Source organism: Demequina soli (genome assembly GCF_000971195.1).
GTDB classification, from domain to species: domain Bacteria; phylum Actinomycetota; class Actinomycetes; order Actinomycetales; family Demequinaceae; genus Demequina; species Demequina soli.
Genome location: NZ_BBLZ01000001.1, coordinates 14,211 through 38,583, shown reverse-complemented (window position 1 = coordinate 38,583; position 24,373 = coordinate 14,211). Strand labels below are relative to the sequence as shown.

23 protein-coding genes and 1 pseudogene are annotated in these 24,373 nt (G+C 73.2%); 22 read left to right on the top strand and 2 right to left on the bottom strand.

What is annotated here, in order from left to right; translation table 11 throughout:
- The first annotated feature begins 18 nt into the window (after positions 1 to 18).
- The 5 genes from AOM04_RS00170 to AOM04_RS14910 all read left to right on the top strand — a co-directional run bounded on the left by AOM04_RS00170 (position 19) and on the right by AOM04_RS14910 (position 4,882).
- Positions 19 to 375 (top strand): YraN family protein, encoded by a 357-nt coding sequence (locus AOM04_RS00170; RefSeq protein ID WP_062460544.1) that lies wholly within the window; start codon positions 19 to 21, stop codon positions 373 to 375.
- Positions 372 to 1,874, top strand: a complete 1,503-nt coding sequence (locus AOM04_RS00165; RefSeq protein ID WP_062460541.1) for a YifB family Mg chelatase-like AAA ATPase — start codon at positions 372 to 374, stop codon at positions 1,872 to 1,874. Before AOM04_RS00170 ends, AOM04_RS00165 begins: the two co-directional genes overlap by 4 nt.
- Positions 1,874 to 3,058 (top strand): DNA-processing protein DprA, encoded by a 1,185-nt coding sequence (gene dprA, locus AOM04_RS00160; protein ID WP_062460538.1) that lies wholly within the window; start codon positions 1,874 to 1,876, stop codon positions 3,056 to 3,058. Before AOM04_RS00165 ends, dprA begins: the two co-directional genes overlap by 1 nt.
- A 68-nt stretch (positions 3,059 to 3,126) precedes the next feature.
- Positions 3,127 to 4,053 carry a tyrosine recombinase XerC gene (locus AOM04_RS00155; protein WP_062460535.1) on the top strand — a complete coding sequence of 309 codons (927 nt, stop codon included), beginning with the start codon at positions 3,127 to 3,129 and terminating at the stop codon, positions 4,051 to 4,053.
- A gap of 13 nt (positions 4,054 to 4,066) precedes the next feature.
- Positions 4,067 to 4,882 carry a FliA/WhiG family RNA polymerase sigma factor gene (locus AOM04_RS14910; RefSeq protein ID WP_062460532.1) on the top strand — a complete coding sequence of 272 codons (816 nt, stop codon included), beginning with the start codon at positions 4,067 to 4,069 and terminating at the stop codon, positions 4,880 to 4,882.
- Between the two features lie 101 nt (positions 4,883 to 4,983).
- Here the strand turns inward: AOM04_RS14910 and AOM04_RS14145 are convergent.
- Positions 4,984 to 5,427, bottom strand: a pseudogene (locus tag AOM04_RS14145) (peptidoglycan DD-metalloendopeptidase family protein); the annotation flags it as partial.
- A 335-nt stretch (positions 5,428 to 5,762) separates the two neighbouring features.
- Between AOM04_RS14145 and rpsB the strand changes: the two are divergent.
- The 12 genes from rpsB to AOM04_RS00090 all read left to right on the top strand — a co-directional run bounded on the left by rpsB (position 5,763) and on the right by AOM04_RS00090 (position 18,185).
- Positions 5,763 to 6,599 carry a 30S ribosomal protein S2 gene (gene rpsB, locus AOM04_RS00145; RefSeq protein ID WP_062460530.1) on the top strand — a complete coding sequence of 279 codons (837 nt, stop codon included), beginning with the start codon at positions 5,763 to 5,765 and terminating at the stop codon, positions 6,597 to 6,599.
- Between the two features lie 11 nt (positions 6,600 to 6,610).
- Positions 6,611 to 7,450: a translation elongation factor Ts gene (tsf, locus tag AOM04_RS00140; protein ID WP_062460527.1), complete on the top strand. Its 840-nt coding sequence runs from the start codon at positions 6,611 to 6,613 to the stop codon at positions 7,448 to 7,450.
- A 117-nt stretch (positions 7,451 to 7,567) separates the two neighbouring features.
- On the top strand, positions 7,568 to 8,260 hold the full coding sequence (gene pyrH, locus AOM04_RS00135; RefSeq protein WP_439645047.1) for a UMP kinase: 693 nt from the start codon (positions 7,568 to 7,570) through the stop codon (positions 8,258 to 8,260).
- Between the two features lie 22 nt (positions 8,261 to 8,282).
- Positions 8,283 to 8,840, top strand: coding sequence for a ribosome recycling factor (gene frr, locus AOM04_RS00130; protein ID WP_062460522.1), 558 nt, complete (start codon positions 8,283 to 8,285; stop codon positions 8,838 to 8,840).
- 31 nt (positions 8,841 to 8,871) lie between these two features.
- Positions 8,872 to 10,077 (top strand): phosphatidate cytidylyltransferase, encoded by a 1,206-nt coding sequence (locus AOM04_RS00125; RefSeq protein ID WP_062460519.1) that lies wholly within the window; start codon positions 8,872 to 8,874, stop codon positions 10,075 to 10,077.
- Positions 10,077 to 11,186, top strand: coding sequence for a dual-specificity RNA methyltransferase RlmN (rlmN, locus tag AOM04_RS00120; protein WP_062460516.1), 1,110 nt, complete (start codon positions 10,077 to 10,079; stop codon positions 11,184 to 11,186). Before AOM04_RS00125 ends, rlmN begins: the two co-directional genes overlap by 1 nt.
- Entirely contained in the window at positions 11,186 to 11,749 is a 564-nt protein-coding gene (locus AOM04_RS00115; protein WP_062460513.1) for a DivIVA domain-containing protein, read from the top strand. Before rlmN ends, AOM04_RS00115 begins: the two co-directional genes overlap by 1 nt.
- Positions 11,746 to 12,900, top strand: coding sequence for a 1-deoxy-D-xylulose-5-phosphate reductoisomerase (dxr, locus tag AOM04_RS00110; RefSeq protein WP_062460510.1), 1,155 nt, complete (start codon positions 11,746 to 11,748; stop codon positions 12,898 to 12,900). The genes AOM04_RS00115 and dxr overlap by 4 nt, the downstream gene beginning before the upstream one ends.
- 5 nt (positions 12,901 to 12,905) lie before the next feature.
- Positions 12,906 to 14,219 (top strand): M50 family metallopeptidase, encoded by a 1,314-nt coding sequence (locus AOM04_RS00105; protein WP_062462217.1) that lies wholly within the window; start codon positions 12,906 to 12,908, stop codon positions 14,217 to 14,219.
- 37 nt (positions 14,220 to 14,256) lie between these two features.
- A complete protein-coding gene (ispG, locus tag AOM04_RS00100; protein WP_228373564.1) occupies positions 14,257 to 15,408 on the top strand; it encodes a flavodoxin-dependent (E)-4-hydroxy-3-methylbut-2-enyl-diphosphate synthase in 1,152 nt (383 codons plus the stop codon).
- Between the two features lies 1 nt (position 15,409).
- Positions 15,410 to 16,330 (top strand): GNAT family N-acetyltransferase, encoded by a 921-nt coding sequence (locus AOM04_RS00095; RefSeq protein WP_062460507.1) that lies wholly within the window; start codon positions 15,410 to 15,412, stop codon positions 16,328 to 16,330.
- Positions 16,331 to 16,391: 61 nt separating this feature from the next.
- Positions 16,392 to 18,185 carry a proline--tRNA ligase gene (locus AOM04_RS00090; protein WP_062462211.1) on the top strand — a complete coding sequence of 598 codons (1,794 nt, stop codon included), beginning with the start codon at positions 16,392 to 16,394 and terminating at the stop codon, positions 18,183 to 18,185.
- A 75-nt stretch (positions 18,186 to 18,260) separates the two neighbouring features.
- On the opposite strand, the gene AOM04_RS00085 is transcribed toward AOM04_RS00090, so the two are convergent.
- Positions 18,261 to 19,199, bottom strand: a complete 939-nt coding sequence (locus tag AOM04_RS00085; protein WP_062460504.1) for a DUF4439 domain-containing protein — start codon at positions 19,197 to 19,199, stop codon at positions 18,261 to 18,263.
- A 93-nt stretch (positions 19,200 to 19,292) separates the two neighbouring features.
- Between AOM04_RS00085 and rimP the strand changes: the two genes are divergently transcribed.
- The 5 genes from rimP to rbfA all read left to right on the top strand — a co-directional run bounded on the left by rimP (position 19,293) and on the right by rbfA (position 24,371).
- A complete protein-coding gene (gene rimP / locus AOM04_RS00080) occupies positions 19,293 to 19,757 on the top strand; it encodes a ribosome maturation factor RimP (protein ID WP_062462208.1) in 465 nt (154 codons plus the stop codon).
- A gap of 6 nt (positions 19,758 to 19,763) precedes the next feature.
- Positions 19,764 to 20,771, top strand: a complete 1,008-nt coding sequence (gene nusA / locus AOM04_RS00075; RefSeq protein ID WP_062460501.1) for a transcription termination factor NusA — start codon at positions 19,764 to 19,766, stop codon at positions 20,769 to 20,771.
- A 14-nt stretch (positions 20,772 to 20,785) separates the two neighbouring features.
- The gene (locus tag AOM04_RS14140; RefSeq protein ID WP_082104233.1) at positions 20,786 to 21,073 is read left to right on the top strand and encodes a YlxR family protein; all 288 of its coding nucleotides are present in this window, start codon (positions 20,786 to 20,788) and stop codon (positions 21,071 to 21,073) included.
- A 128-nt stretch (positions 21,074 to 21,201) separates the two neighbouring features.
- Positions 21,202 to 23,922, top strand: a complete 2,721-nt coding sequence (infB, locus tag AOM04_RS00070) for a translation initiation factor IF-2 (protein ID WP_062460498.1) — start codon at positions 21,202 to 21,204, stop codon at positions 23,920 to 23,922.
- A complete protein-coding gene (rbfA, locus tag AOM04_RS00065) occupies positions 23,922 to 24,371 on the top strand; it encodes a 30S ribosome-binding factor RbfA (protein ID WP_062460495.1) in 450 nt (149 codons plus the stop codon). Before infB ends, rbfA begins: the two co-directional genes overlap by 1 nt.
- Positions 24,372 to 24,373: the final 2 nt, after the last annotated feature.

Here is a 24,373-nt window from a genome sequence, read left to right as displayed (position 1 = left end):
GGTCGCGGAGGTGACGCGATGGCGGTCAAGGACGCGGTGGGGCGCTACGGCGAGGAGGTGGCCGCCAGACGCCTGGTCGAGGACGGCTGGGAGGTGCTGGTGCGCAACTGGCGGTGCGCGCGCGGCGAGCTCGACATCGTGGCCCGCGACGGCCGCGAGCTCGTGTTCGTCGAGGTCAAGACCCGCCGGTCGGACGCGTTCGGCGGCGCGCTCGCCGCCGTCACCCCGGCCAAGGTGCGCCGGCTGCGGCTCCTCGCGGGACAGTGGCTCGCGGACCAGGACGTCGCGTGGCCTGCGGTCCGCATCGACGTGGTGGCGGTGACCCTCCCGCGTGCCGGCGCCGCGGTCATCGAGCACGTGCGGGGCGTCGGATGATCGGCCGCTGCCGGTCGGTGGTGCTCACCGGCCTCGCCGGCCACGTGATCGACGTCGAGGCGCACGTGGCGCGCGGGCTGCCCGCGTTCACGATCGTGGGGCTGCCCGACGCGTCGCTCGCCGAGGCGAAGGACCGCGTGCGTGCGGCGGTCGCGTCGTCGGGGGTCGAGTGGCCGCGGCAGCGCATCACCGTCAACCTGTCGCCCGCGTCGCTGCCCAAGTCCGGGCCGGCCACGGATCTCGCGATCGCCGTCGCGGTGCTGGCCGCGGCGCGCGAGGTGGACGCGACGCGCGCCGCCGGCCTCGTGCTGCTGGGAGAGCTGGGGCTCGACGGGCGCGTGCGTCCCGTCCGCGGCGTGCTGCCCGCGGTCGCCGCGGCGGTGGCCGCGGGTCACCGGCGCGTGGTGGTGCCGGCAGGCAACGCCGACGAGGCCGCGCTGGTGGCCGGCGCCGCCGTCACGGGCGCCGTCGCGCTCGCCGCGGTGCTGCGCGCGCTCGGGGCCGACGCCCACGCCGAGTCGGAGGTCACGGTCCGGGCGCCGGCGGGCACGCCTCCCGAGGTCCCGCCCGACCTGGAGGACGTGCGCGGGCAGGACGACGCGCGGCTCGCGCTCGAGGTCGCCGCCGCCGGCGGCCACCACCTGCTGCTCATGGGCCCGCCCGGCGCCGGCAAGACGATGCTCGCGGAGCGCCTTCCCGGCGTGCTGCCGGACCTCGACGACGACGAGGCGGTGCGCGTCACCGCCGTGCGCTCGCTCGCCGGGGCGTTCGATGCCGCCTCGGGCCTCGTGCGCCGGCCCCCCTTCGAGGCGCCGCACCACACGGCGTCCGCGGCCGCGATCGTGGGCGGCGGCTCGGGGCTCGCGCGCCCCGGCGCGGTGTCGCTCGCGCACGCCGGGGTGCTGTTCCTCGACGAGGCACCCGAGTTCCCCACGCGTGTGCTCGACACGCTGCGCCAGCCGCTCGAGCGCGGCGAGATCGTGCTCCATCGCGCCCACGGCGCCACCCGGTACCCCGCCCGCTTCCAGCTCGTGCTCGCGGCGAACCCCTGCCCGTGCGGCATGTTCGTCGGCACCGGGGAGGGCTGCTCGTGCAAGGCCGATGCGCGGCGGCGCTATCTCGGACGCCTGTCGGGTCCGCTCCTCGACCGGATCGACATCCGGGTGCACGTGCCGCCCGCCTCGCGAGCCGACCGCCCGGGGGAGGGCAGCGCGGCGGTGGCGGCACGCGTGGCCCGGGCGCGCGCGGCGGCAGCCGCGAGGCTCGCCCCTCACGGCTGGCGGGTCTCGGCGGAGGTGCCCGGTCCGTGGTTGCGGCAGGTCACGTCCCGCGCGGCCTGCGCCGGGCTGTGGCACGCGGTCGACCGGGGCGCGCTCTCCGCGCGCGGCTTCGACCGCGCGCTGCGGCTCGCGTGGACCCTCGCGGATCTCGAAGGCGCCGGCTCGCCGAGGACCGACCACGTCGCGCAGGCGCTCGGGCTGCGCGAGGGGGTGCGGTGATGGACGCCGGCGACGCCGCGCTGGTGTGGAGCGCGATCGCCGAGCCGGACGACGCGGAGGCCGGGGCGCTCGTGAGCGTGCTCGGCCACGAGGGCGCGCTCGCATGGATAGGCGAGGCGGGGCACGACCCGGTGGCGGCCACCGCGACGCTCGCGAGCGAGCCGCGCGTCGTCGACCGGATCCTGCGGGCGCGCGAGCGGTGGGTGCCGCGCCTCGCCGCGGCGCGGCCCACCGAGCTGCGCGAGCGGGCCGAGTGCGTAGGCGCGCGAGTGATCGCCCGGGGCGCGCCCGGCTGGCCCGCCGCCCTCGAGGTCATGGGGGCGCGGCAGCCGCACGCGCTGTGGGTGCGCGGGGACGCGGACGTGGACGCGGCGTGGGGGCGGTCGGTCGCGGTCGTCGGCTCGCGTGCCGCGACCGCCTACGGGGAGCATGTCGCGAGCGACGTGGCGGCGGTCGCGGCCGAGCGGGGGATCGCGGTGGTGAGCGGTGGTGCGTACGGCATCGACGCCGCCGCGCACCGGGGTGCGCTCGCCGTCGACGGGGTGACGATCGCCGTGCTGGCCGGCGGTGTCGACCGGCTCTACCCCGCGGGCAACGCCCTGCTGCTCGAGCGGGTGATCCGCACCGGGGCGGTGGTGAGCGAGCAGCCGCCCGGATTCGCGCCCCACCGGCAGCGCTTCCTCAGCCGCAACCGCCTGATCGCGGCGGCCGGCGCCACCGTGGTGGTCGAGGCCGCGCTGCGCTCGGGCGCGCTGAGCACCGCGCGGCACGCGCTCGACATGCTCCGGCCCGTGCTGGCCGTCCCGGGGCCGTTGACCTCCGCGGCATCGGCGGGGTGCCATCGGCTCGTGCGCGAGTCCGGCGCGACCCTCATGAGCGCCCCCGTCGACGTGCTTCAGGCGGTGATGTCGCTCGGAGACGCGCTCGGGGAGGACGATGCGCTCGAGGGCCCGGACTTCGGCTCGGCTGCCGAGCGTCAGGCCTACGGGGCGATCCCGCCTCGCGGCGCCTCCGCCGAGTCCATCGCGCTCGCGTCGGGGCTCACGGGCCCGGAGGCGGCGACGGCCCTCGCGGGGCTCGCGGCCCGGGGCCTCGCGGCCCGCTCGCGAGGGCTCTGGAGCCGTGCCGAGACCCGCGAGACCCCTGATAAAACGGACAATCTCGTACAAAGGGTCAGTGATTGATGGGGGTGATGTGACAAATGTGACTCAAGGTATTGATTTGACTCCTGTGACGGTGCCAAGGTGTCGCCATGGCCACCACGGATGCCTCCCCGAGCGAGCTGCTCGGCGCGTTCGAGGGGCACCTGCGCGACGAGCGGGGCCTCTCGGGCAACACCGTGCGCGCCTACCTCGGCGACCTCGTGAGCCTGGCCGCCCACCTCGGCGCCGCCGAGGGTCGCCTCGACGCGGCCCTCGCCCGATGCACGCTCGCGGATCTGCGCACGTGGCTCGCCGCGATGGACGGGGAGGGGCTGAGCCGCACGACGCTCGCCCGGCGCGGCGCCGCGGCCCGCGCGTTCTTCGGCTGGGCCGCGGACACGGGCCGCATCCAGCCCAACCCCGCCGTGCGGCTGGCCTCGGCCCGCCCGGCCTCGGTGCTCCCGACGGTGCTGTCCGCGGCCGACGTGGTGGCGCTGCTCGACGTGGCACGCACGCGCGCCGACGACGGTGACCCCATCCACCTGCGCGACTGGGCCGCCGTCGAGCTGCTCTACGCGACCGGCATGCGCGTGGGTGAGCTCGCGGGCGTCGACCTGCCCGACATCGACCTCGACGAGCGCCTCGTGCGCGTCGTCGGCAAGGGCGACAAGGAGCGGGTCGTGCCGTTCGGGGTGCCCGCCGCAGGCGCGATGCGCGAGTGGCTCGCCCGCGGGCGGCCGGCGCTCGTCTCGCCCGAGACCGGCGCCGCGCTGATGCTCGGCCGCCGCGGCCAGCGCGTCGACCAGCGCCAGGTGCGCGAGGCCGTCCACGAGCTGTGCCGCCTGGCCGGCGTCGACGAGGTCGCGCCGCACGCGCTGCGCCACACCGCCGCCACCCACCTGCTCACGGGCGGGTCCGACCTGCGCAGCGTCCAGGAGGTGCTCGGACACGCGAGCCTCGCCACCACGCAGCGCTACACGCACGTCTCCGCCGAGCGGCTTCGCGCCGCCTATCACCTCGCACACCCGCGCGCCTAGAGGGGGGCCCACCATGTCCGAGCTGACCAGCCTGTTGTCCGAGACCGAGCCGGAGGCGCCCGCCGCGGTGTCCGCGGCCGCCCACGCCTGGTGGGAGCTGCTGCGTGCCGGCGGCCCCGACCGTCAGGCGGCGCGCGACGCGCTCATCACGCACTACGCGCCGCTCGTCACGCAGGTCGCCACGCGCGTGATCGCGAAGCTGCCCGACACCGTCGAGCTCGGCGACCTCGTGTCGTACGGCATGTTCGGGCTCATCGACGCCGTCGAGCGGTTCGAGCCGGAGCGCGGCTTCAAGTTCGAGACCTACGCCTCGACCCGCATCCGCGGCGCGATCATCGACGAGCTGCGCGCGTCGGACTGGGTGCCCCGGTCCGTCCGCTCCAAGGCCCGCATCCTCGAGCACGCCACCCGCAGCCTCGAGCAGGAGCTGCTGCGCCCCGTCACCGACGAGGACGTCGCCGCCCACCTCGGCTGGGCGACGTCCGAGGTGCGCACGGTCCGCGCGCAGGTGGCCCTGTCGCACGTCGCGGCGCTCGACGGCATGCCGTCGGAGCCCGACACCCAGCCGATCCCGACGCTCGGCTCGCCCGCGATGGCGCACGCGTCGACGCGCCTCGAGGCCCGCGAGACGGTGACGCTCCTCGCGGCCGCCGTCCAGGGCGTGCGCGACCGCGAGCAGGAGGTCCTCCGGCTGTACTACTACGAGAACCTCACGCTCGCGCAGATCGGCCAGATCCTCGGCGTGACGGAGTCCCGCGTCTCGCAGATCCACTCCGCCGCCGTCAAGAAGCTGCGCGAGTCGCTGGTCCGCTCGGGCGCGTTCTCGTGACCGTCGGCGCCCGCCGCGGCGCCGGCTGACGCGCCGCCCCCTGTCAGGGGCAGCAGCACCACCGGGCCGAAGCCCTCGAGCAGGTCGAGCGGGTCGACGTACGCGCCGTCCACGCGCACACCCCAGTGCAGGCACGTCTCCGGCGCGCAGTGGCCGGGCTCGGTCCCGACCACGCCCAGGGGAGAGCCGCGCGCGACCACGGTGCCCGTGGGCGGCGCCTCGTCCACCGGCTCGAGGGACGTCATCACCCCGCCCCCGTGGTCGACGGTGACGACCCCGCGATCCACCACGCGCCCCGAGAACGCCACCACGCCCGCGCCGGGCGCGCTCACCTCCTGTCCGACATCCGCGGCGATGTCGATCCCGCGATGGCCGGCGGACCACGGATGCGCCGGGGCGTCGAACAGCCAGACGGCCCGCAGGGGTGCCACGGGAGCCGCGAGGGTGACCGTCGGCAGGGGAGCGGCCGCCGCGCCGACGGCCGCTCCGAGCAGCGCGCAGGCAAGGGCGAGCACCGCCGTGCCGCGCCGATACCCTGGTGTCATGCCTCGACGATGACCCCGCGAGGGACCCGCCGCGAGGCCCCGCGAGGGATCTGTGGACGGCCCGACAGGCGCCCGGGGTCGGGGACATCGGCGCGATTCGCGACGGGGCCCTCCCTCCGGTACGATTGAGCCCGCATCCGGCATGCCCGGATGACGTCGCGCGTCACACGACTCCCGCAAGGGAGGCGCCGGAAGGGCGAGGTCCGAGCAATCGGTGCCCGACCGCGGTGACGCCAGGGATGCGAGCCGACCGGCCCGCATCGTCAACCGAACCGGCACCCGTCACGGGTGCCACGAAAGCAAGCATGCGCGGCGCGCGTGCGAAAGGAAGTGCCATGGCCGTCGTGACCATGCGCCAGCTGCTCGACTCGGGTGTCCACTTCGGTCACCAGACCAGCCGCTGGAACCCCAAGATGAAGCGCTTCATCTTCACCGAGCGCAACGGCATCTACATCATCGACCTCCAGCAGTCGCTGTCGAAGATCGACGCGGCCTACTCGTTCGTGCGCGACACCGTCGCCCACGGCGGCACCGTGCTGTTCGTCGGCACCAAGCGCCAGGCGCAGGAGCAGATCGCCGAGCAGGCCAAGCGCGTCGGCATGCCCTACGTGAACGAGCGCTGGCTCGGCGGCATGCTCACCAACTTCCAGACGGTGAGCAAGCGCGTCGCGCGCCTCAAGGAGCTCGAGGAGATCGACTTCGACGACGTCGCCGGCTCGGGCCGCACCAAGAAGGAGCTGCTCAACCTCCGTCGCGAGAAGGACAAGCTCGACAAGACCCTCGGCGGCATCCGCGACATGGGCAAGGTCCCCTCGGTCGTGTGGATCGTCGACACCAACAAGGAGCACCTCGCGGTCGACGAGGCGAAGAAGCTCGGCGTCCCCGTCGTCGGCATCCTCGACTCCAACTGCGACCCCGACCAGGTCTCGTACGGCATCCCCGGCAACGACGACGCCATCCGCTCGGTGGGCCTGCTCACCCGCGTGATCGCGGACGCGGTCGCCGAGGGCCTGCGCCTCCGTGCCGGCGGCAACGCCGGTGCCGCGGACTCCGCCGACGCCGAGCCCCTCGCCGAGTGGGAGCAGGAGCTCCTCGACGGTGCGAAGGACGAGGCCGCGGCCGACACCACCCCCGCCGCCGAGGCCCCCGAGGCCGCGGCCGACGAGAAGTAAGGACGCATCACATGGCGAACTACACCGTCGCTGACATCCAGGCGCTCCGCGAGCGCACGGGTGCCGGCATGCTCGACGTCAAGAAGGCGCTCGACGAGGCCGACGGCAACGTCGACAAGGCCGTCGAGATCCTTCGCGTGAAGGGCCTCAAGGGCGTCGCGAAGCGCGAGGGCCGCTCGGCCTCCGAGGGCCTCGTCGTCACCTCGATCCAGGACGTCGACGGCGGCCAGGTCGGCACGCTCCTCGAGCTCAACTCCGAGACCGACTTCGTCGCGAAGAACGACAAGTTCCTCGCGCTCGCCGACAAGGTCCTCGCGGCCGTCGTCGCCGCGGGCGCCTCGAACGCCGACGAGGCCCTCGCGGCCCCGCTCGACGGCGAGACCGTCAAGGACGTCATCGACGCCTCGGCCGGCACGCTGGGCGAGAAGATCGTGCTCCGCCGCGTCGCGCGCATCGAGGCCCCGGTCGTGACCGAGTACCTCCACCGCACCAACAAGGACCTCCCGGCCCAGGTCGGCGTCCTCGTCGGCTCGGACGAGAAGGCCGCCCCGGTGGCCAAGGACGTCGCGATGCACACCGCCGCCTACTCGCCCGCGTACCTCACCCGTGAGGACGCCCCCGAGGAGACCGTCGCCAACGAGCGTCGCGTCGCCGAGGAGGTCTCGCGTGCGGAGGGCAAGCCCGAGGCCGCGCTCCCGAAGATCATCGAGGGTCGCCTCAACGGCTGGTTCAAGGAGAACGTCCTGCTCGAGCAGGCGTTCGCCAAGGACCCGAAGACGACGGTCGGCAAGGTCGTCGCGGAGACGGGTGGCGCGGTTGTCGCCTTCGCCCGCTTCCGTGTGGGAGCCTAGGCCTAGCCTGCCCCGCAACCCCACATATTGAGCAAGGCGCGGCGCGCCGTCAGGAGGAATCCCTTGTCCGAGACCAGCGATCTGATCACAGGCAAGGGGGCCCCGGCGGCGCGCCGCGTGCTTCTCAAGCTCTCCGGCGAGATGTTCGGCGGCGGCCAGCTCGGCCTCGACCCCGACGTCGTCAGCCGCGTCGCGCGCGAGATCGCCGATGCGGTCCGTCAGGGTGTCCAGGTGGCCGTCGTCGTGGGCGGCGGCAACTTCTTCCGCGGCGCGGAGCTGTCCGAGCGCGGCATGGAGCGCTCGCGCGCCGACTACATGGGCATGCTCGGCACCGTGATGAACGCGCTCGCGCTGCAGGACTTCCTCGAGCAGGCCGGCGTCACGACGCGGGTCCAGACCGCCATCACCATGGGCCAGGTCGCCGAGTCGTACCTGCCGCTGCGCGCCATCCGTCACATGGAGAAAGGCCGCGTCGTCATCTTCGGCGCCGGCGCCGGCATGCCGTACTTCTCGACCGACACCGTGTCCCTCCAGCGCGCGCTCGAGACCCGCTGCTCCGAGGTCCTCATGGGCAAGAACGGCGTCGACGCGGTCTACACCGCCGACCCGCGCAAGGATCCCGACGCGCAGCGCCTCGAGTCCGTCACCTACGCGGAGGCGCTGCAGAAGCGCCTCGCGGTGATGGACGCCGCCGCGTTCTCGCTCGCGATGGACAACCGCATGCCGATGCAGGTGTTCGGGCTCGACACCCCTGGAAATGTGACTCGCGCCCTCCTGGGTGAGAGGATTGGAACCCTGGTGACGGCCTGAGCCGCACCGTAAGGAGACAAGCGTGACTGAGATGATCCTCCTCGAGGCCGAGGAGAACATGGACAACGCCGTGGACGTGGCGAAGAGCAACTTCGCCGGCATCCGCACCGGCCAGGCGAGCGCGGCGATGTTCGCCAACATCGCCGTCGACTACTACGGCGCCCCGACCCCGCTCCAGCAGCTCGCGTCGATCAACGTGACCGAGGCCCGCACCGTCGTGATCTCGCCCTACGACGTGAGCGCCAAGAAGGAGATCGAGACCGCGCTGCGGAACTCGGAACTCGGCGTCAACCCGTCCGACGACGGCCAGGTGCTGCGCGTGGTGCTGCCCCAGCTGACCGAGGAGCGCCGCCGCGACTACGTCAAGCTCGCCAAGACCAAGGCCGAGGAGTCCCGCGTCACGATCCGCAACATGCGCCGCAAGGCCAAGGACGCGATCGACGCCGGCGTCAAGGACGGCGAGTTCGGCGAGGACGAGGGCTCGCGCGCGGAGAAGGAGCTCGACGCGCTCACCAAGAAGCACGTCGACGCCATCGATGCCCTGCTCTCGCACAAGGAGAGCGAGCTGCTCGCGGTCTGATGCCTGACGCGACCGCGCGACAGGGCGTCTCATGAGGTGGGGACGTCGCCACGAGGCGGACCCCGACACCTCCGAGCGCCCGTCGACGCCGGTCGGCCAGGGCGCCGCCGCGCCGCAGTTCTTCGCGCCCGTGAACCCGGGCGCGCACGCCGACGCGGTCGAAGCGCACCCCGCGCAGGACGCCCCGACGGGCGTGTGGCCCCCCGGCCTCGCGACCGGCGAGGTGGAGCTGGCGGGTCCCGCCGACGCCGCCGTGGAGCACGCGCCCGAGACGGCGCCCGTCTCCTACGCGGCCGACGAGGTCGCGACGGCGGTCGCGCGCGCCGAGTCCCTCGCGGTGCCGCACACCGCCGGTGAGGACGATGCGGTGGACCCGGTCGACGTCGGCGTCCCCCTCGAGGACGCGGTGCCGGCGCCGGCCTCGCGCGCGGGACGCAACCTGGGTCTCGCGACCGTGGTGGGCGTGGTGCTCGCCGTGGGCGCGCTGGTCGCGGCGTGGTGGCACCCGCTGGTGTTCGCCATCGCGATCTACGGGTTCTGCGTGGCCGCCGTGGTGGAGTGGCGCAACGCCCTCGCGCAGCACGGCATGCACATCGCGCTCACGCCCGTCCTCATGGCCACCGCGGGCATGGGCGTCGCGACCTGGTTCGGCGGGGGAGAGGGCCTCGTCGTGGCGCTCCTCGTCGCGTCCGCGGGCGTGGCGGCCTGGCGCATCGTCGACGACCGCGTCGAGAACACGCTGTCCGACTCGCTCGTGAGCATCCTCACCCTCACGTGGATCCCCTTCCTCGGCTCGTTCATGCTGCTGATGGAGCGCGCGGACGACGGCGAGGGCTGGAAGCGGATCCTCATCACCATCGCGGCGGTGGTCCTCAACGACACGTTCGCCCTGTTCACCGGCATGCTCTTCGGGCGCCACAAGCTCGCCGAGCGCGTGAGCCCCAAGAAGACGTGGGAGGGCGCGATCGGCGGCGCCTTCTTCGGCGTCGCCGGCGCCTCGATCTTCGCCCTCGTCCTGCTCGACGGCCGCTGGTGGGTGGGCGCCGCGGTCGGCGCCGCGGCCGTCGTCGCGGCGGTGCTCGGCGACCTCGCCGAGTCCGTCCTCAAGCGCGACCTGTCCGTCAAGGACATGTCCAGCGCCATCCCGGGTCATGGCGGCGTGCTCGACCGCCTCGACTCGATGCTCCCGGCGGCGGCAGCCGCCTACGTCGTCTTCGCACTTCTCCTGGGGACCTGATGACCCTTCCGACCCTGCCCATGCTCGCGCCGCGTCGGGGCAAGCCCCCGCGGCACTTCGCCGACCTCGACCCCGCGGAGCGGGTGGACGCGCTCAAGCAGCTCGGCCAGCCCTCGTTCCGCGCCAAGCAGCTCGCGACGCACTACTACGACCACCTCACGGTGGACCCGGCCGACATGACGGACCTGCCCGCGTCCGCGCGCGACACGCTCGCGGGCGAGCTGTTCCCGCCGCTGCTGCGCCACGTCACCCAGCTGTCGGCCGACGACGGCGCGACCGTCAAGACGCTGTGGAACCTCATCGACAACGCCAAGGTCGAGTCGGTGCTGATGAAGTACCCCGACCGCGCGACGCTGTGCGTGACGAGCCAGGCCGGCTGCGGCATGGCATGCCCGTTCTGCGCGACCGGCCAGATGGGCCTCACCCGCAACCTGTCCGCGGGCGAGATCATCGAGCAGGTCCGCCTCGCCGCCAAGCAGGCGCGCGACGGCGAGCTCGGCGGCGACCCGGTCCGCCTGTCCAACGTCGTCTTCATGGGCATGGGCGAGCCCCTCGCGAACTACAACGCGGTCATGACCGCGGTGCGCGCGCTCACGAGCCCCGCCCCGGACGGCTTCGGTCTGTCCGCGCGCCACGTCACCGTCTCGACCGTGGGCCTCGTCACCGGCATCGACCGCCTCGCTGGCGAGGGCATCCCCGTCACGCTCGCGCTGAGCCTCCACGCGCCCGACGACGAGCTGCGCGACAGCCTCGTGCCCATCAACGCGCGCTGGAAGGTCGACGAGGCGCTCGACGCGGCGCGCCGCTACTTCGACGCGACCGGGCGTCGCGTGTCGATCGAGTACGCGCTCATCCGTGACATCAACGACCACGCGCACCGCGCCGAGCTGCTCGCGCAGAAGCTCAACGCGCGCGGCGACGGCTGGGTCCACGTCAACCCCATCCCGCTCAACCCGACGCCCGGCTCGAAGTGGACCGCGTCGGATCCCAAGGTCGAGCGCGAGTTCGTGCGCATCCTCCGGATGCACGGGATCCCCACCACCATCAGGGATACTCGTGGCAGCGACATCGACGGCGCGTGCGGCCAGCTGGCCATCAAGGAGAGGTGATGACGACACTGTTCCCCAAGGTGGGTTCCCTCAAGCTGGGCTACAACCCCGAGCAGGTCGAGGAGTTCTTCGACCACGCCCGGTCGGCGTACGAGGGCCCCGGCCAGGCCGAGGCGGAGATGGCCTCGCTCGACGTGCGTCGCACCGCGTTCGACCTCAAGCACGGCGGCTACGACACCGCCGCGGTTGATGCCGCGCTCGACCGCCTCGAGGGCGCCTTCGTGGGCCGCCAGCGCGAGGCCTTCGTCCGCGCCAACGGGCCGGACGCCTGGATGCAGGAGCTCGCGCAGCGCGCGCAGACCCTCTACCCGCGCCTGCGCCGCCCCGTGGGCGAGCGCTTCGCGCACCCGTCCGCGCTGGCGAGCGGCTACCGCGCGAGCGACGTCGACGACCTGCTGAGCCGCGTGACCGCGTTCTTCGACCGCGGCGCCCCGCTCACCGCGGACGAGGTGCGCGGCGCGACCTTCCGCACCGCCCACGGCACGAAGGCCTACGACGAGGCGACCGTCGACGCGTTCCTCGCGCGCATGGTCGACATCCTCCTCGGCGTCACCGAGGGATGACCCGCACCGTCTCCCTGCTCGGGTCCACGGGCTCCATCGGGACCCAGGCCCTCGACGTCGTCGCGCGCCACGGCGACCGCCTCGACGTGGTCGCGCTCGCCGCCGGCGGCAACGACCCGGGCGCGGTGATCGCCCAGGCCCGTGCGCATCGTCCCCGGTACGTGGCCGTCGCGCGCGAGGAGGCCGTCGCCGAGATCGCCGCGGCGCTGCCCGGCATCGAGGTGCGGGGAGGGGCCGATGCGGTGGTCGAGGCCGCGCGCCTCGGCGCCGACGTGGTGCTCAACGGCATGACGGGCTCCGTCGGCCTGCGCCCGACCCTCGCGGCGCTCGAGTCCGGCTCGACCCTCGCGCTGGCCAACAAGGAGTCGCTCGTCGCGGGCGGCGCCCTCGTGCTCGCCGCGAAGCAGCGCGACGACCAGATCGTTCCGGTCGACTCCGAGCACTCGGCCCTCGCGCAGGCGCTGCGCTCCGGCGCCCATGGGGAGGTGCGGCGGCTCGTCGTGACGGCCTCCGGCGGCGCGTTCCGCGGCCGCTCGCGCGCGTCCCTCGCGGACGTCACCCCCGCCGACGCGCTCGCGCATCCCAACTGGGACATGGGGCCCGTCGTCACGATCAACTCGGCGTCGATGGTCAACAAGGCGCTCGAGGTCGCCGAGGCGCACCTGCTGTTCGGCATCGGCATGGACCGCATCGACGTGGTGGTGCACCCGCAGTCGATCGTCCACTCGATGGTCGAGTTCGTCGACGGCGCGACCATCGCGCAGGCGTCCCCGCCCGACATGCGCCTGCCCATCGCGCTCGGCCTGAGCTGGCCCGACCGCCTCGCCGACGTCGCGCCGCGCCTCGACTGGACCCGGGCGCAGGCCTGGACCTTCGAGCCGCTCGACGAGGACGCGTTCCCCGCGATCCGCCTCATGCGCGCGGCGATGGCCGCATCGTCCCTGCACCCGGCGGTGTTCAACGCCGCCAACGAGGAGTGCGTCCAGGCCTTCGTCGACGGCGCGCTGCCGTTCCTCGGGATCGTCGAGACCGTCCGGCGCGTTGTGGAGGAGTACGACGCCCCCGACACCGTCACACTGGAGGCGGTGGACGATGCGGAGGCGTGGGCTCGGCGACGCGCGAGGGACGCGATCACGGGCGCGGGAAGGTAGGAGCAGTGGCTGAGGTCATCGGTTGGATCGTGCTCCTCGTGGGGCTGCTGATCTCGATCGCGCTGCACGAGCTGGGGCACATGATCCCCGCGAAGCGATTCGGCGTGCGCGTCAGCGAGTACTTCGTCGGGTTCGGCCCGAAGGTGTGGTCGCGGCGCGGCAAGGAGACCGAGTACGGGTTCAAGGCGATCCCGCTGGGCGGCTACGTCAAGCTCGTCGGCATGATCCCGCCCGCCGAGGCGGTCAAGCCTGTGCGCGGCACCGGCGCCGTCGCGCGGCTCATCGCCGACACCCGCGAGGCCTCCGTCGAGGAGGTCCTGCCGGGCGAGGACCACCGCGCCTTCTACCACCTCACCTGGTGGCGCAAGGCGATCGTCATGCTTGGCGGCCCGCTCGTCAACCTGCTCATCGCGGTGCTGATCTTCACGGGCGTGATGTTCGTCATCGGCACCCCCGGCCACCCGACCCTGACGATCGCGCAGGTCACGGACTGCGTGCCGGCGGCCGGCGCGACCGCGTGCGCGGCGGGCGACCCCGCCTCGCCCGCGTCCCAGGCCGGGCTCGAGGCCGGCGACACGATCACCGCCGTCGACGGCACGGCCGTGTCGACGTGGGACGCGTTCACCGCGTACGTCGCCCCCCGCGCGGGCGAGCAGCTCACGCTCACCGTGGACCGCGGCGGCTCGACGCTCGAGGTGCCGCTCACGCCCGCCACGCGCGAGCGCCCCGTCTACGACGACCAGGGCAACCCGGTCACCGCGGCGGACGGCACCGTCGAGACCCAGACGGTCGGCTACGTCGGCATCGCCCCGACCTCGGTCACGGAGCGCCAGGGCATCGGCGCCGGCGTCGCCTACACCGGCGACGTGCTGAGCCAGACGGTCGGCGTGGTGATCCACCTCCCGCAGAACGTCTACCACGTCGCCCGCGCGTCGCTCGGGCTCGAGGAGCGCACCACGGACTCCGTCATGGGGATCGTGGGCGTGGGCCGCGTCGCGGGGGACATCACCTCGGTGGACGTCTCGGGCTACACGATGGTCGACCGGGTCGCCGACATGCTCATGCTGGTCGGCAGCCTCAACCTCGCCCTCTTCGTCTTCAACATGATCCCGCTCGTGCCGCTCGACGGCGGTCACGTGGCCTCTGCCGTGTGGCAGGGCATCAAGAACGGCTGGGCGCGCCTGCGCGGCCTGCCGCGGCCGGCCCCGGTGGACGTGGCCCGCATGATGCCCCTCGCCTACGGCGTCTTCGCCCTGCTCCTCGTCATGGGCGTCATCCTCATCTATGCGGACATCGTCGCGCCCGTCAGCGTGGTGTGACGGCGGTTCCGCCACAACCTTGGGAGATACTGGACCAGTGACAGCCATCGGACTCGGCATGCCTGCCATGCCCGCACCCGTGCTCAACCCGCGCCGCAAGACGCGCAAGATCAAGGTGGGCACCGTGGACGTGGGCGGCGACGCGCCGATCAGCGTGCAGTCGATGTGCACCACCAAGACGCACGACGTCAACACCACCCTCCAGCAGATCGCGGAGCTCACCGCGGCCGGCTGCGACATCGTGCGCGTCGCGTGCCCCACGCAGGACGACGCGGACGCGCTGCCCGCGATCGCGCGGAAGTCGCAGATCCCCGTGATCGCCGACATCCACTTCCAGCCGAAGTACGTGTTCGCCGCGATCGAGGCCGGCTGCGCCGCCGTGCGCGTCAACCCGGGCAACATCAAGAAGTTCGACGACCAGGTCAAGGAGATCGCGCAGGCGGCGAAGGACCACGGCACGTCGATCCGCATCGGCGTCAACGCCGGTTCGCTGGACCCGCGCCTGCTCGCCAAGTACGGCAAGGCCACCCCCGAGGCGCTCGTCGAGTCCGCCGTGTGGGAGGCGAGCCTGTTCGAGGAGCACGGCTTCCACGACTTCAAGATCTCGGTCAAGCACAACGACCCGGTCGTCATGGTGCGCGCCTACGAGATGCTGTCCGAGCGCGGCGACTGGCCGCTCCACCTCGGTGTGACCGAGGCGGGCCCGGCCTTCCAGGGCACCATCAAGTCCGCGACGGCGTTCGGCGCGCTGCTGAGCCAGGGCATCGGCGACACCATCCGCGTGTCCCTGTCCGCCCCTCCGGTCGAGGAGGTCAAGGTCGGCATCCAGATCCTGCAGGCGCTCAACCTGCGCCCGCGCAAGCTCGAGATCGTCTCGTGCCCCTCGTGCGGCCGCGCCCAGGTGGACGTCTACGAGCTCGCGGAGAAGGTCACCGCGGGGCTCGAGGGCATGGAGGTGCCGCTGCGCGTCGCCGTCATGGGCTGCGTCGTCAACGGCCCGGGCGAGGCCCGCGAGGCCGACCTGGGCGTCGCCTCCGGCAACGGCAAGGGCCAGATCTTCGTCAAGGGCGAGGTCGTCAAGACGGTTCCCGAGAAGGACATCGTCGAGACCCTCATCGAGGAGGCGATGAAGATCGCCGAGACGATGGAGCCCGTCGAGGGCGCCGCTCCCATGGTGATCCCGAGCTGACATGACGGACTCGCTGCTCAGGCGCGCGCAGCACACGCTCGCGCCCCTGCAGCGGCGCGACCTCGACGCCGCGCTGATGCTCGCCGGGCGCGACCCGGTGGCGCACGTGGTGCCGCTCATGCATCTCGAGGTCGCGCGGGCGTCGGGCATCATGCCCGGCTCCCTGTGGGCCGTGCGCCGGCGCACCGGCCTGCACTCCGAGATGGTGGGCCTCGTGTGGAACGGCGCCAACCTCACGGCTGTCCTGCCCGAGGACGACGACGAGGACGCCGAGGCGCTGCGCGCCGAGGTGGCCGCCGCCGCCATCGCGCGGCTGACGCGCCCCGCGGCGCTCGTCGGCCCGGCGCAGGTCACGCTCGACCTGTGGGGCCGCGTCGAGCCGTGGTGGGGGCCCGCCCGCGAGGTGCGCGCCCGCCAGGTGTCGATGGCGATCGACGGCGAGCCGCGCCGGGTCGGCGGCATCGACGGCGCCGGGCTCGCGCTCGAGGCCGTGCGGCGGGCGAGCCTCGACGACTACGACCTGCTGCTGCCCGCGTGCGTCCACATGTTCATCGGGGAGGTCGGCTACGACCCGATGCGTCACGGCCGTGCCGGCTACGAGGAGCGCCTGCGCCACCTCATCCGCGCCGGCCGGTCGTACCTTCAGATGGGCGTGGTCGACGGCCGTCGCCAGGTGGTCTTCAAGGCGGAGGTCGGGGCGCTCGGCGGGGGGGTGGCCCAGCTCCAGGGGGTGTGGGTGCACCCCGACCTGCGGGGCCGGGGCCTCGCGCGCGCGGGCCTCGGCGCGGTCATCGACGCGGTGCGGGCCACGCTGGCGCCCACCGTGAGCCTCTACGTCAACGACTTCAACCCCGTCGCCATCCGCGCGTACGACGCGGTGGGCTTCCGCGAGGTCGGCACCTTCGCGACGGTGATGTTCTAGGACGGCCCGGACGATGCGCGGGTCACGCATCGTCCCCGATACCCTTGACCCCATGCTCCGCATGTCCACGCTCTTCCTCCGCACGCTGCGCGAGGACCCCGCCGACGCCGAGGTCGCGTCGCACAAGCTGCTCGTCCGCGCCGGCTACATCCGCCGCGCCGCCCCCGGCATCTACACCTGGCTGCCGCTGGGCCTCAAGGTGCTCGCCAAGGTCGAGGCGATCGTGCGCGAGGAGATGGACGCCGCGGGCGGCCAGGAGGTGCACTTCCCGGCGCTGCTGCCGCGCGAGCCCTACGAGGCCACCGACCGGTGGACCGAGTACGGTCCCAACCTCTTCCGCCTCCAGGACCGCAAGGGCGGCGACTACCTGCTCGCGCCCACGCACGAGGAGATGTTCACGCTGCTGGTGAAGGACCTGTACTCGTCCTACAAGGACCTGCCGCTGACGATCTACCAGATCCAGACCAAGTACCGCGACGAGGCCCGCCCCCGCGCGGGCCTGCTGCGCGGCCGCGAGTTCATCATGAAGGACTCGTACTCGTTCGACATCTCCGACGCCGGCCTCGACGCGTCGTACCAGGCGCAGCGCGACGCCTACATCCGGATCTTCGACCGCCTGGGCCTCGAGTACGTGATCGTGCAGGCGCAGTCCGGCGCGATGGGCGGCTCGAAGTCCGAGGAGTTCCTGTCGCCGACGGTCGTGGGCGAGGACACGTTCGTGCGCTCGCCCGGCGGCTACGCCGCCAACGTCGAGGCCGTCACCACGCCCGTCCCCGCGGCGCTGACCTGGGACGACGCTCCCGCGGCGCACGTCGAGGACACCCCCGACACGCCCACGATCGCGTCGCTCGTCGACGTGGCGAACGTCGCGCACCCGCGCGCCGACCGCGCCTGGACGGCCGCCGACACGCTCAAGAACGTCGTGCTCGCGCTCGCGTCACCGACGGGGGAGCGCACGCTGCTCGTCGTCGGCATCCCCGGCGACCGCGAGGCCGACATGACCCGTCTCGAGGCGGCCCTGTCGCCCGCGACCGTCGAGCCCGCCACCGAGGCCGACTTCGCCAAGCACCCCGAGCTGGTCAAGGGCTACATCGGCCCCGGCGCGCTCGGCCCGCAGGCCCGCGCCGAGGGCGTCGCCCGCGGCGACGAGGACGACACCGCGATCCCGTACCTGCTCGACCCGCGCATCGTCCCCGGCACCCGCTGGATCACCGGTGCCGATGCGCCCGGCCGGCACGTGTTCGAGCTCACCGCAGGCCGTGACTTCACCGCCGACGGCGTCATCGAGGGCGCCGAGGTGCGCGCCGGCGACGAGGCGCCCGACGGCTCGGGCCCGCTCGAGCTCGCGCGCGGCGTCGAGATCGGCCACATCTTCCAGCTGGGACGCAAGTACGCGGAGGCGCTCGACCTGCGCGTGCTCGACGAGAACGGCAAGCAGCAGGTCGTCACGATGGGCTCGTACGGCATCGGCGTGACCCGTGCGGTCGCGCTGCTCGCCGAGAACAACCATGACGAGCTCGGCCTCGCGTGGCCCATCCAGGTCGCCCCGTACCAGGTCCACGTGGTCGCCACCGGCAAGGACGATGCGGTGTTCGAGGCCTCCGCGCGCCTCGCCTCGGAGCTCGAGGCGGCCGGCATCGAGGTCTGCTACGACGACCGCTTCAAGGTCTCGCCCGGCGTGAAGTTCAAGGACGCCGAGCTCATCGGCGCGCCGTTCATCCTCGTGGTCGGTCGCGGCCTCGCGGACGGCGAGGTCGAGCTCAAGGTCCGCGCCGCGGGCACCAGCGAGGCGCTCCCCGTGGACGATGCGGCGGCCACCGTCGCGGAGCGCGTCCGGGAGGCGCTGGGCGCCTGACGCCTGGTTCTCGACGGCCGTCACCCTCGGGGGTGGCGGCCGTCGCTGCGTGCGGGGACGGCCGCTCGGCGACCCCTACGGCTGGACCGCGAGCCCCGGCAGCGCCGGGATGGTGGTGGCGTCGAATCCCGTGAGGGACGCGGCCTGCATCCACGCGTCGTAGGACGCGTCGAGGATCCACGCGAGGTCCGCGGTCGAGGCGCCGTCGATGAGGGCGGCGTAGCGGCCCGCCAGGTCGGTCTCGATCGCGATCTCGCTCGCCGCGCGCTCCGCCGGGGTGTCCATGCCGGCGGGCGGCACGTCGTACAGCGATGCGCGGTCGTCCTCGACGCCGGGCAGCGCGAGGATCGCGGCGGCGCGCTGCGCATGGATCCGCTCGCGGGCGAGCGCCCGCTCGCGCTCCTTCCCCGAGGCCTTCGCCGCGGCGACCTCGTACGCGAACGCGGCGCGGTCGTGCGCGACCGCGAGCTCGGCCAGCCGCGATGCCGAGACGGCTGTGCCGTCATGGGGGGCCCATGGGCCGGCCGCATCGTCGCCCACGTGCGGCATCGCGCGCTCCTGCGGCGCCGCGCCCGCGACGTCCGCGGCGTCGGCGATCACCGCGTGCGACAGGGCGATCGAGCGCAGCATCGCGGCGAGCGACGGATCGTCCTGGTCCGCCGCGTCCGCCCCGTCGAGCGCACCCGTGATCGCGGCCTCCACCGTGTCCGCGAGGGAGGGCGCCGCCGACGGGCTGACGGAGGGCGAGGGGGTCGCCCCGGGGGTCGCGAGGTACACGCCGCCGAGCGCCGCGAGCCGCTCGGGCGCGAGCGTCGCCTCGACGCTGCCCGGCTCGGCGGCGTCCGCGACGGCCTGCTCGCGCACCGCGGCCTCGTCGCGTAGCGCGACGGTCGGGGTGGGCGTGCGCCGCTCGATCGGCGGGGTCTCGAGGCGCACGTCGCAGCCCGCGGTCGCCACGGCGAGGACGCCGGCGAGCGCGGCGGCACGGACGATGCGGGAGGGGAGGGGCGCCATGGGCGTCATCATGACATGCCCCTGGAGGGGCCCTAGAATGTTCCCGACCGAACTTCAGTAACGGAGCGCGTGCCGCGCGTGGGAGGCGATGCCATGGACATCTCGAGCCGCATCATCGAGCTTGCCGCGCCGGCGGCGGAGGCCGCGGGGCTGGTCCTCGACGGGGTGGACGTCACGGCCGCGGGCAAGCGCTCGCGCGTGCTCGTCACCGTCGACCTGCCCGAGACCGAGGTGGGCAGCGCCGACCTCGACCGCGTCGCGGAGGCCTCCCGCCTGATCGGCAGCGCGCTCGACGAGGCGAACGTGCCCTCCACGCCGTACGTCCTCGAGGTCTCGACCCCCGGAACCGACCGCGTCCTGACGGAGCGCCGCCACTTCATGCGCGCCCGCACGCGGCTGGTCGACCTGCGGCTCGCGGAGGGCGCCCTCACGGGACGCCTGACCGACCTCGACGGCGATGAGCTCGTGCTCGACGTCGACGGCGAGGAGCGCCGCGTGCCGCTCGCGCAGGTGACGGACGGTCGCATCGTCGTGGAGCTCAAGAGGCTGGGAGAGTAGTAGGACATGGACATCGACATGCAGGCCCTGCGGGGCCTCGAGCGCGAGAAGGACATCCGTCTGGACGTGCTGGTCGACGCGATCGAGCAGGCGCTCGTCTCCGCGTATCACAAGACGCCCGGCGCGTACCGTCACGCCCGCGCGCACCTCGACCGCGTCACCGGCAAGGTGACGATCCTCGCCCGCGAGGAGGTCGAGGAGGGCCAGGACCCGATGGAGCTCCCCGAGTTCGACGACACCCCGAAGGACTTCGGCCGCATCGCCACCTCCACGGCGCGTCAGGTCATCTTCCAGCGCCTGCGCCAGGCGGGGGACGATGCGGTGCTCGGCGAGTACGCCGGCCGCGAGGGCCAGATCGTGTCGGGCGTGATCCAGCAGTCCTCCGACCCGAAGAACGTCCACGTCGACCTGGGCGACGTCGAGGCGATCCTGCCGCCCCACGAGCAGGTCCCCACCGAGGTGTACGTCCACGGCGAGCGCCTCAAGGGCTTCGTGCTCGACATCTCGCGCGGGCAGAAGGGCCCGTCGATCACGCTGTCGCGCACGCACCCCGGGCTGGTGCGCAAGCTCTTCGAGCTCGAGGTGCCCGAGATCGCCGACGGCACCGTCGAGATCATGAGCCTCGCCCGCGAGGCGGGCCACCGCACCAAGATCGCGGTCCGCGCGACCGTGCCGGGCGTCAACGCCAAGGGCGCGTGCATCGGCCCGATGGGATCCCGCGTGCGCGCCGTCATGAGCGAGCTGCGCGGCGAGAAGATCGACATCATCGACTGGCACGACGACCCGGCGACGTTCGTCGGCAACGCGCTGTCCCCGTCGCGCGTGGTCTCGGTCACCGTGGTGGACGAGGAGGCGCGCGCCGCCCGCGTGGTCGTGCCGGACTTCCACCTGTCGCTGGCGATCGGCAAGGAGGGCCAGAACGCCCGCCTCGCGGCCCGCCTCACGGGGTGGCGCATCGACATCCGCTCCGACGAGCAGCCGGACGTGCCCGGGCGCGCCGGTTCCGGCCGCTGACCGGACCCGCTAAGATGGTGGAGCCGAGAGATCCGTCCGTTGACGTCGGCGCCCCCGCCACCGCTCCCCAGGGACCGGTGCGGACGTGCGTCGGCTGCAGGGGACGGGGGTCTCGGTCGGTCCTTGTGCGAGTGGTGCAGGTGGACGGCCGTGCGGTCGTCGACCAGTCCCGCAGGCTGCCGGGCCGGGGAGCCTGGTTGCACCCCGACCCCCAGTGCCTCGCTCAGGCGCTGAGACGACGGGCCCTGCCACGCGCGCTGCGGGTGCAGGACCTGGACGTCGCCGGCCTCGCGGTCGGATAGCGTGGACCGTGCCCACCATCGAATCAGACGGGATGAAAGCCCATGGCCCAGCGATGAGCATCTCACGATGAGCACCCAGCCGTAACGATGGCTCGACCCTGTCTTGGGCGAGCCGAGACAGGAGAGAAGTGGCAAAGCCCCGCGTTCACGAGATCGCGAAGGAGCTCGGAGTCTCGAGCAAGGACCTGATCACCAAGCTCAACGAGCTCGGCGAGTACGTCAAGGGTCCGTCCTCCACCCTGGAGGCCCCCGTCGTGCGCAAGGCGCGCGACGCCTTCCCGACGGCGAAGCCCGCCGGCGACCAGGCCAAGCCTGCCGCCGCGGCCGCCACCCCCGCAGCCGCGCGCACCTCGGCGCCCAAGCCGGGCCCCAAGCCCGCGCCGGTCGCGGAGAAGCCCGCTGAGGCCCCCGCGGCCCCCGCCGCGCCGTCGGCCAAGCCGGCCGGCGCCCCCCGCCCCGGCCCCAAGCCTGCCCCCGCCGCGGAGAAGCAGCAGGAGGCCCCCGCGGCCGCCGCCGCATCCGAGGCCCCGGCCAAGGCCGCCCCGAAGCCCGGCGCCCCGCGTCCGAACGTGCCGCTGCCCAGCGACATGCCGCGTCCGCGTCCGCGCCCGGCGGGCAACAACCCGTTCAGCGACCGTTCGGCGGGCCCGCGCCCCCGTCCGCGTCCGGGCGGCAACAACCCGTTCCAGGCCAACCGTCCGGGCCCGCGCCCGGGTGGCGCCGGTGCCGGTGCCCCGGGTCGTCCCGGCGCGCCCGGCGGCGCCCGTCCCGGTGCCCCCGCGGGCACCCCGGGTCGCGGCTTCGGCCCCCGTCCCGTCGGTGCACCCGGCCAGGGTGCCGGCGGTCCCGGCCGTCCCGGCGGCTTCGGCGGCCCCGGCGGCCGTCCGGCCCCCGGCGGTCGCGGTCGCGGCGGCGGCACGGCAGGCGCGTTCGGTCGTGCGGGCGGCAAGCCCGCGCGCGGCCGGAAGTCGAAGCGTGCGAAGCGGGCCGAGTACGAGCAGCAGGCTGCGCCGTCGATCGGCGGCGTGCAGATCCCGCGGGGCGACGGCTCAACCCTGATCCGTCTGCGCCGCGGCGCGACGCTCAGCGACTTCGCCGAGAAGATCGATGTCAACCCCGCGTCGCTCGTGACCGTCCTGTTCCACCTGGGCGAGATGGCCACCGCGACGCAGTCGCTCGACGAGGGCACGTTCGAGGCCCTCGGCAGCGAGCTGGGCTACGTCATCCAGATCGTGTCCCCCGAGGAGGAGGACCGCGAGCTGCTCGAGGACTTCGGCCTCGACCTGGAGGCGGAGCTCGCGGCGGAGACCGACGAGGAGCTCGAGGCTCGCCCGCCGGTCGTCACCGTCATGGGTCACGTCGACCACGGAAAGACCCGCCTGCTCGATGCCATCCGCAAGTCGGACGTCATCTCCGGCGAGGCCGGCGGCATCACCCAGCACATCGGCGCGTACCAGGTGCACACCACGCACGAGGGCAACGACCGCGCCATCACCTTCATCGACACCCCGGGTCACGAGGCGTTCACCGCCATGCGTGCCCGTGGTGCGCAGGTCACCGACATCGCGATCCTCGTGGTCGCGGCGGACGACGGCGTGATGCCCCAGACCATCGAGGCGCTCAACCACGCGCAGGCGGCCAACGTGCCGATCGTCGTGGCGGTGAACAAGGTGGACAAGGAGGGTGCGAACCCGGCCAAGATCCGCCAGCAGCTCACCGAGTACAACCTCGTGGCCGAGGAGTACGGCGGCGACACGATGTTCGTCGACGTCTCCGCGCTCAAGGGCATGGGCATCGACGACCTCCTCGAGGCCGTCCTGCTCACCGCCGACGCGGGCCTGGACCTGCGCGCGAACCCGAACAAGGACGCCCGCGGTGTGGCCGTCGAGGCGCACCTCGACAAGGGCCGCGGCGCCGTGGCGACCGTCCTGGTCAACTCGGGCACGCTGAAGGTCGGCGACGCGATCGTCGCGGGCACGGCCCACGGCCGCGTCCGTGCGATGTTCGACGAGCACGACAACCAGGTCTCCGAGGCCCTCCCGGCCCGTCCGGTCATGGTCATCGGCCTCACGTCGGTGCCCCGCGCCGGCGACACCTTCCTGGTGGCCGAGGACGACCGCACCGCCCGTCAGATCGCCGAGAAGCGCGAGGCCGCCGAGCGGGCCGCGCAGCTGGCGAAGCGTCGCAAGCGCATCTCCCTCGAGGACTTCAACAAGGCCCTCGAGGAGGGCAAGGTCGACACCCTCAACCTCATCATCAAGGGTGATGTGTCGGGTGCCGTCGAGGCGCTCGAGGACGCGCTGCTCCAGATCGATGTGGGCGACGAGGTCGACCTGCGCATCATCCACCGCGGCGTCGGTGCGGTGACGCAGAACGACGTCAACCTCGCGACGGTCGACAACGCGATCATCATCGGCTTCAACGTGCGTCCGGCCGAGCGCGTCCAGGAGCTCGCGGACCGCGAGGGCGTCGACATGCGCTTCTACTCGGTCATCTACCGCGCGCTCGAGGACGTCGAGGCGTCCCTCAAGGGCATGCTCAAGCCCGAGTTCGAGGAGCGTCAGGTCGGCGGCGCGGAGATCATGGAGATCTTCCGTTCGTCCAAGTTCGGCAACATCGCGGGCTGCCTCGTGCGGACCGGCACGATCCGCCGCAACGCCAAGGCGAAGGTCGTGCGCAACGGCGTCGTCATCGGCGAGCCGACGATCGAGACGCTGCGCCGCTTCAAGGACGACGCGACCGAGGTCAAGGACGGCTACGAGTGCGGTATCGGGCTCGGCAAGTTCAACGACATCCAGGTCGGTGACATCATCGAGACCTTCGAGATGGTCGAGATCCCGAGGTCCTGATGGCTGACAAGGCACGTGCGCTGAAGCTCGCGGGCACGATCAAGAAGATCGTCGCCCGCGCGCTTCAGACCGAGATCAAGGATCCCCGGCTGGAGTTCGTCACGATCACGGACGTCCGTGTGACGGGCGACCTCCAACAGGCATCCGTGTTCTACACGGTGCTGGGCGACGACGCTGCACGGGAGGACGCGGCCAAGGGCCTGGCGAAGGCCAAGGGCCGGCTGCGTTCCCTCGTGGGCTCGGGCCTCGGCATCCGCCTCACGCCGACGCTCGAGTTCCACCTCGACGCGGTCCCCGAGACCGCGGCGAGCCTCGACCGTGCCCTCCACGAGGCGCACGTGCGGGACGAGGAGCTCAGGCGCCTGCGCGAGACCGCGGACTACGCCGGCGAGGCCGACCCCTACCGTCGTCCCGCCGAGGACGCGGACCAGGACGAGGACGAGAGCTAGCC